This is a genomic window from Duganella aceris, assembly GCF_011090165.1.
Taxonomy (GTDB): domain Bacteria; phylum Pseudomonadota; class Gammaproteobacteria; order Burkholderiales; family Burkholderiaceae_D; genus Rugamonas; species Rugamonas aceris.
Map to the genome: position 1 here is coordinate 1 of NZ_JAADJT010000030.1, position 6,811 is coordinate 6,811.

At 52.5% G+C, this 6,811-nt stretch carries 6 protein-coding genes; 1 reads left to right on the forward strand and 5 read right to left on the reverse strand.

Annotation, left to right across the window (positions count from 1 at the left end; all coding sequences use genetic code 11):
* Window positions 1–124 precede the first annotated feature (124 nt).
* Genes GW587_RS30800 through GW587_RS30810 form a run of 3 tightly spaced genes read right to left on the reverse strand, consistent with a single transcriptional unit; the run spans window position 125 to window position 3,847 of the window.
* Window positions 125–661, reverse strand: coding sequence for a Mov34/MPN/PAD-1 family protein (locus GW587_RS30800; protein WP_166108729.1), 537 nt, complete (start codon window positions 659–661; stop codon window positions 125–127).
* A gap of 10 nt (window positions 662–671) precedes the next feature.
* Complete coding sequence (locus tag GW587_RS30805; protein ID WP_166108730.1) at window positions 672–2,291, reverse strand: ThiF family adenylyltransferase; 1,620 nt, start codon at window positions 2,289–2,291, stop codon at window positions 672–674.
* Window positions 2,291–3,847 carry an adenylate/guanylate cyclase domain-containing protein gene (locus GW587_RS30810; RefSeq protein WP_166108731.1) on the reverse strand — a complete coding sequence of 519 codons (1,557 nt, stop codon included), beginning with the start codon at window positions 3,845–3,847 and terminating at the stop codon, window positions 2,291–2,293. The genes GW587_RS30805 and GW587_RS30810 overlap by 1 nt, the downstream gene beginning before the upstream one ends.
* A gap of 259 nt (window positions 3,848–4,106) precedes the next feature.
* Between GW587_RS30810 and GW587_RS30815 the strand changes: the two genes are divergently transcribed.
* The gene (locus GW587_RS30815; RefSeq protein ID WP_166108732.1) at window positions 4,107–4,667 is read left to right on the forward strand and encodes a Pycsar system effector family protein; all 561 of its coding nucleotides are present in this window, start codon (window positions 4,107–4,109) and stop codon (window positions 4,665–4,667) included.
* Window positions 4,668–4,715: 48 nt separating this feature from the next.
* On the opposite strand, the gene GW587_RS30820 is transcribed toward GW587_RS30815, so the two are convergent.
* Both GW587_RS30820 and GW587_RS30825 read right to left on the reverse strand, forming a co-directional pair.
* Entirely contained in the window at window positions 4,716–5,414 is a 699-nt protein-coding gene (locus tag GW587_RS30820) for an adenylate/guanylate cyclase domain-containing protein (protein ID WP_166108733.1), read from the reverse strand.
* Between the two features lie 15 nt (window positions 5,415–5,429).
* On the reverse strand, window positions 5,430–6,338 hold the full coding sequence (locus tag GW587_RS30825) for a TIR domain-containing protein (RefSeq protein ID WP_166108734.1): 909 nt from the start codon (window positions 6,336–6,338) through the stop codon (window positions 5,430–5,432).
* Window positions 6,339–6,811: the final 473 nt, after the last annotated feature.

Consider the following 6,811-nt stretch of genomic DNA (forward strand, 5'->3'; position numbering starts at 1 on the left):
TGCTCATGGGGTTACTCCTTGGCGCTTGCGCGCTGGTTTAATAAAGATTCGCACCTCTATCAAACCGGGTAACCCCACCCTTTGGCAAGGCCTTACTGTCAGATCAAATCGGAACTACTACACTTCAACCGTTGAAGCGGCGTAGCGTTCGGCTAGGACCTGGAGCTACAACCGCACCCTCTTCGCGAACCTTTGTGCCAGGTTCAGCCTTCAGAGAAACTCGAACAGCATTGTGGCCCCTGCGAAAAGCATGCGCCGAGCCAACCAGTACGGCATCGTGTCCCAGCTTAACGATCATCAGCACCAAGAACGATGCCGTTTGTTCGGGATCATTTATTTCGGCGTGCATTTGAAAAATATCAGGCCGACTGGGCAGTGCCAAAAAACTTGGATGTGAATGCCACTCTCCTAGATAGTTAAAACGCTGCGGCTGGCACCCCGTCAACAGATGGAAGCGACGAATAAACTTTCTGTGCTGCGATGGGGCTCTGGTAAACGAAGTAGGCGTTCCATCTCTTTGAACGGACAGGGATCGAACCAAAAATTTGCCGTCTGCTATCTGTTCGGCGGCGAGCACCCCGCCAATCTCGTTTCGCCCTGCAGCGCGTAGCTCCTTTTTCAGTTTGCGGGCACACTTCGCACTTAACGTTACTTCAATCATGGGACGCCTATTAATCAACGCGCGGCAAGCTAATCGGCCGCGTCTCGAATGGCGTCTCAAAAATCCACTCTTTCCTTAAACCGATCAGATAAGCGGATTCTGAATAATCCGATTCCGCCACGGGACGAAGCGTGTCGATAATCAGCCTGGATAGATATCCAGAAAGGATAGAAACGTCTGCATCATCGGCGATCATCGCCTCGTGTTCGTCATTTTCGCTTCCATAGTCGATGTCGCTATCGTCAGGTGGCTTAGGCAAGGAAGGATCAGTCATCGCTGTGTATACCTGATGTCGAACTTCGAGCGGCGGGGATTCGATACCAGGCCTGGAGCGTACTACGTAACCGCCATAACCGCCACCAAACACCCGTCCCCAGACCATCGGAATCTTCGCTTGTGACGCCACAGCGGCGGATGCGGCAAATCCTTGCCCGTTAGCAGATGTTTCGACAATTAGATCGCATTTAGCGAGCTTCTCAAGGGCCGCAACTATCGTCGCAGTGGAGTGCTGGCCGTCTAGACGTCCCTTCCAACTGTCGACCTGAACTTTTGGATTGATCGCCCGGAGCCGACTAATCACGCCGTCGACTTTATGCGCACCGACCTCGAACCAGTCAAGCTCGTTGCGTACCAAATTCCCCGGCTTTAACACATCACCGTCAAAAAGAAGAAAATCAGTCACACCGCATCGCGCCAAGCTAGCAGCTACTTTGCTTCCCATCGAGCCGCATCCAACTATTGCAACGCGTTTGCCATTGAGCGCATCGTTGCGGGCGGGTGAACGTTGTTGGTTATCCATAGGAATGATAGCCATATCAATAATTTCGGTTGGACCCAAAAACTTAGCAAGGATCTTGCTGGGTAGCATACCCACCACGACCTTGGGGCTATCGAAAGGGATATCGGAGAAATGCTTCCATAGAACATCTGGCGCACAATTGTCATCGGTCAGCGCAAGATAAGCGGCGCCACCTTCTACCAGGTTTGCGATGCGCGCAATGGCGATGCTATCCGTGCGAAATTGTCTCGGCAGCCCACCATCAATCCACTCGTCAAAATGCCGATCACCCAGCAGTGAGACGCCAGTAAAAACCAACGCCAAATCATGTTGAACCCGCGACAATTCGAGAATGCTTACGACCTCTCCACGGCGCTGAGCTTCGGCGACAAGATCGTCAGTCAGTAAGAGCCTCATCGGCTCCCACGCCAGGCGTTGGCCTTCTGTGAAGCGGTGATCACTCAATACCTCAAGTGGCACGCCGGCCTCGTCCAGCGTCGATTCGGTCCCAAGTAACTTGCGCGCGCTACGCATCATGTCTGCTGCATTCAAACCTGGATACCAGTTGTCCGCTCGTATCTCTAGGCACAATTCGCCGCGGCCCCACTGATGTGAGGACCAACGCTCCTTCGCTCGCGGCATCACCTGCGGCGGCGCGTACGGATAGATGAAAGGGTAGACGATTCGAGCCTCCCACCACCTCTCGCCGGCAAGCACGTCGACGTCAACGGTTACCGTCTTTTTCTCTTCGTCGATATGCCACTCAACCTCCTTTAGCCAGCCCTCAGCGACCAAATCGGCTAAGACGCGTTGCTCCTGCTGGAGCCGGCCATCCGGATGCAGGAACCACATCAGGAAAAGCCTCGTTGGCTCCTGGACGGTTGCGCAGCACTAGCATTAAATGCGAAGCCTGCGCTGGCGGCGGTTGACAATGCCGGTTTGGAGAGACTAGAGCCAATAGAGGCGGAACTTTTTTTTGAATCGTCTTTAGGTTCCAGTGCATCTATGGCCACAGCGTAGTCGAAGTCACTGCGACGTCGTGATGAGCCAAACAGGTTTTGAAAGGGCTCGGGCGCATTATCGTAGAGTTTTGGCCCTATCGCGGTTTGACGCCCAGCGCATCGCTTTTGCTCCTCTTCAGATTTCAGTACAGATCGGCTAATACAACAACGCACTCGCTCGCCCTTAATGCCGAGGCGCGTAACCGACGTGATCCCGTGCTCCAAGCCAATCTGCAAACCCAAGTCAGCGGCATCGATACTCGAATCCTTCAATTCATCCAGGGCTAGATTAAAGCTGCTGCGCATTGCGGCAGCGCAAAGAATCGCGTTCTTTGCTGTTTCCGCGTCGTCGGTGTTTTGCGAGGTGCCCTCAACCAGAATTCCATGGACGCAATCGCCAATAAAACGGATCTTCTTACCGGCAAAGTCTTCATGCAAAACGCTGTCCAGTTCGCCGCGCAGCACGTGCAGCGTCCTGACCACGTCCTCAGCTTTCTTATCATCGTCCACACGGTCGGCGACGTAGCGTGTGAAATTGTCGATGTCTGCGTACAGCGATACGCTCTCTTGGCGACGGGAATTGGCCGGCGTCAAGTCTTCGAGTTCCAATGACTGGAAGGGGGGGGTGTGGCGATAGAAAATGAAACTGCCAATCGGGCTGTTCTCCAACTCATCTTCCCATTTTTCGACCACCTGATCGACGGTGACCGTAAGGGCGGCATGTTGTTGCGCCTCGGTGATTTGTGCAGAAGTTACTGCAGTCACATCCACTTCCAGAACTTTATCCCAGCCTGCCGACACCCTGGCGTTGTTCGTCATGTAAATGCCTGCCACACTTCCACCGGCCCGTTTAGCCGCCTGATTAGCGGGATTCCCCAGGAACAGAGGCTCGCGGCTGGAGCGTCGGCCGTTGTTCACCGCCAGCGCCTTGCCCGAATCAATGCCAATGCGGGTCTTCGCCGCAGGAAGCGGATCATCCCCGTCCTCACCTGTTTTTGCCAGCACGTCACGGATTAGCTGCGCCGTTGCGACCGCCTTCATCACACGGGCCTTTTCGTCACCATACGGCTTAGCAAACACGGCATGCAAGCGTTGATTATGGAAGTCGACTTCGATTGCGTCTACGTCGAGCAGGATATTGCGAACGGCACGGTAGTGTAGATTCAGGAATCGCAACGTCCGCTGGTGCGAGCGCTCCCCTTCAGTGACGGTTACGTTCAGCATCTCATCGATGTTCAATATGTCGATGTAAAGATGGACACCGTCGACTCGGTACGCGACGCCATTAGCCAGACCAGCGAGGTCCGTGGTTCGTACGTATTCCTTAATGGTAACAGTCTCGACTTCGTCAATACGCGTCCCAATGCGTTTCTTCGCTCGGGCCTCATCCCACGTCCGCTTTACCATACTTCCCCCAGCTTTGGTATTTATCAAAAATCCCGATCGTCTAGACACTACGACAACTGTGCACGTTGGGCCGAAACCCAATGAATCAAGAACGCCAGGAAATTATTTTTTATAAAAATCAATTAATAAATTTTTACAAGGCAACTTTATTTAATTTGGTCGCGATCCAAGTGCGATCCTGCAGTTGCTTAGGCGAAACTAGCGCTACATGTTCGGAATATGTTCTACTTGTAAGATCTCAAAATATCTGGAGTGCAAAGTGGACGACAACGAGGCCTTACCACCAGCAATGACACAAGATGAGCGCCTGAAGCTATACACGAGCTACGCCGAGATCGGCCGCAAGTGGACGTCCGTTATGGATTCAAAAGGCACATTCTTCTCGGCAATGAACGCTGGCATTCTGGCCTTTTTATGGGGAAGCTTGAAAATCGATAAGTGGCAAGGAGCAGCGCAATATTTCGGTCTTTCCGCCACTCTGTCGTCGCTAATCGCGTTGCTATCGGCGATGCTTGTTATTGCGCCCAGGGAAAGCTTATCAGTTCTAGTCGGAAAAAAAAGCCCTTGGATAGCTGAATACAAGCCCTTAAGCTTTTACGGATATATTTCCAAAAAATATGGCAAGGATGGGTTGAAAAATATGGTGAAAGAGTTTAGATGCCTGAATACCGAGGCATTTGCCTATGAAGCCTTAGAACAACATCACTCAATATCTCAAGTGATACAGCGGAAGTCGAACTGGGTCTTCCGATCCGCAGTTTTTACATTTCTCTCGCTGTCGTTCGTTGTCGCGTCTCTCCTTGCTTGGATGTGTCCATAAACCGCAGGATGAGGTAGTCGCCAATGCCGCTAGCGGAATGACATAGGCCTAATCTATACGCCATTGGTACGTGGAGCCATAGATGGTGACGTTATCCATATCATTCCACGTGTGCTGCGCCCACATATTCTGGCCATTGGAATACTTGACGGTGTCATTCATCGCATCGTAGACCGTATTAGTGATCCATATGGTCTTTCCCGGAACGCTAGTCAGCTTCGCAGCATAGTTCGCGGCTCTACCGATCCACACCAGGTCGTTGTCACCTCGCACCCCAGTTCGTGCTGTACGCAGGCGGCTGGTGTCGATGCCTACTATGTGCCCAACGGTGAAGTCATTGCCTTGGTACTGGTTCTTCAGAGCTGGTTGAATGATCTCGCGTACCGCAAAAGTAATCTTTAATGCGCATCTAACGGCTGTTGTATTCTTTGTCTCGCCTGTGAAAATGCCCATGATCCGATCACCATCGTAGGCCGTAATTGCCCCCCCTTCGGCGCGGATGATATCGGCAGCGCAGCGCAAGAAAGTTTTATACACCTCGGCACTAAACCTCCAGTCGTATTGGTCGACCATCTTCGTAGACCCGTTTAAGTCAGCATAAAGTACCGTTGCAGTTTCCAGATCTTTAGCATGATTCGAATTTAAGCGGAGGTCCTCCGCCGCTGGCACCGAGGATGTGACCTGGACCTCCCATTGCTCCCGGAAGGTCTTCTGGACGTCTTCATCAAGCTTTTTCTTCAGGCTCACGCTGTCACCGTATGTTCAATTGTTTGGTCCAAGGCGCATAATATGATCGCGCAGTGCGTTACAGGCGGGCGCCATAATCGCCGCCGTGTCCTCTTTGGCATAGCGGTACGGAATTGTAGTGATACCGGTAAGGTCGCTGGGCAGCTTCACATCTAGGTCCCGAGGTTCCATCAAAATCGCGCGCTCTTTGCCTAGCCGGCCCATAAACAGGCCGAGCTCAAAAATGACATTGTCGCGCGGTGCCGGCCATGCTTTGCCGCGACTCTCAGTAACATCGTCGGCGTGAGCGATTGCGATCGCAAAATCGGATTTATCGACCTCGTCTTCTAAACTCTGCAGTGTGTAGTTAGCAACTTTAAACACGTCGTCGGTCCACATTACGGTAGTGAATGGTTCGCGCGCGAAAGCGTTTTGGATGGTTCGGCCGACGGCCCTGCACTCGGCCGACGAAATGATAAACACTCGCACCTTCTCCCTAGTGGCGCTAACCATAGCGTTGCGTTGCTCTAACCTGCGTGCCAGTTCGCGTGCCAAGCAACGGTAAATTTCAGGATAGCGTGAAGCGTACCTGGACAAAACAGCTTCCGATATTTTGGCCACCACACCCGCTTCCGTGACCAAGACCGTTGCAGCGCGTTTTTGCAAAGGTTCTACTGCAGCCATTTCGCCTACGTGGTCATTGGCTTGGCGCCGGTTGACGACACGGCCATTGACCAGAATATCCATGCGGCCAGCGAAGATCATGAAAACATCGTTGTCGGTGTCGCCTTGGTTAATCAAAACTTCTCCAGGCTCAACTGCACGGAGCTCGACTTCTTCAGCCAACTGCTCCGCAAGTTGGCGATTGCCGCCGACCATTTTCTGCGTCAGCAGCGCTTCCACGCGCAGTCGACGGCCATCTTCACCCTGAAAACGATTAAGCATAAATATTTAGCAAGCCAATGTTAAAGGCTTAATAGTACTTGCTAAAATTAAAATATCAAGTCCGGATAGCAAATCTTTTGGTCATGGCAATTTTTAGGCAACATTATCCCCCAGCGCGGCAGTGACCGCATGCGCTGCGTGAGGCTGCGACTTATGAGAGCAGGCGGCGGCGATGAGCGAGAACAAGTGGCGGTGGTCGGCGAGAACAGGTGGCGGCGTTGGTGAGAATACTCAGTCGACATCGAACAACCTCAAATCGCTGCGTCGCGTAGTCGCTCAGCAAAACTTCCAGACTTGGCTGATTTTTTTATTTCTACTTGCAAAGAGACAGGCAGGCGACAGTCGTTTGACTGATCTTGCCCCCGTATAACCGGACACGTCCTATCGCTTAGTTAGCGCCGCTTTCTTGAGCCCGGCGCGCCAGCTCCCTCCTGAACATGCGAGGAGATTTCAACTTCAACGACGAATGCGGA

Excerpts from the sequence above, each read along its gene's own strand:
- GW587_RS30800 (WP_166108729.1), bottom strand. The coding sequence starts at position 661 with ATGATTGAAGTAACGTTAAGTGCGAAGTGTGCCCGCAAACTGAAAAAG.
- GW587_RS30805 (WP_166108730.1), bottom strand. The coding sequence starts at position 2,291 with ATGTGGTTCCTGCATCCGGATGGCCGGCTCCAGCAGGAGCAACGCGTC.
- GW587_RS30810 (WP_166108731.1), bottom strand. The coding sequence starts at position 3,847 with ATGGTAAAGCGGACGTGGGATGAGGCCCGAGCGAAGAAACGCATTGGG.
- GW587_RS30825 (WP_166108734.1), bottom strand. The coding sequence starts at position 6,338 with ATGCTTAATCGTTTTCAGGGTGAAGATGGCCGTCGACTGCGCGTGGAA.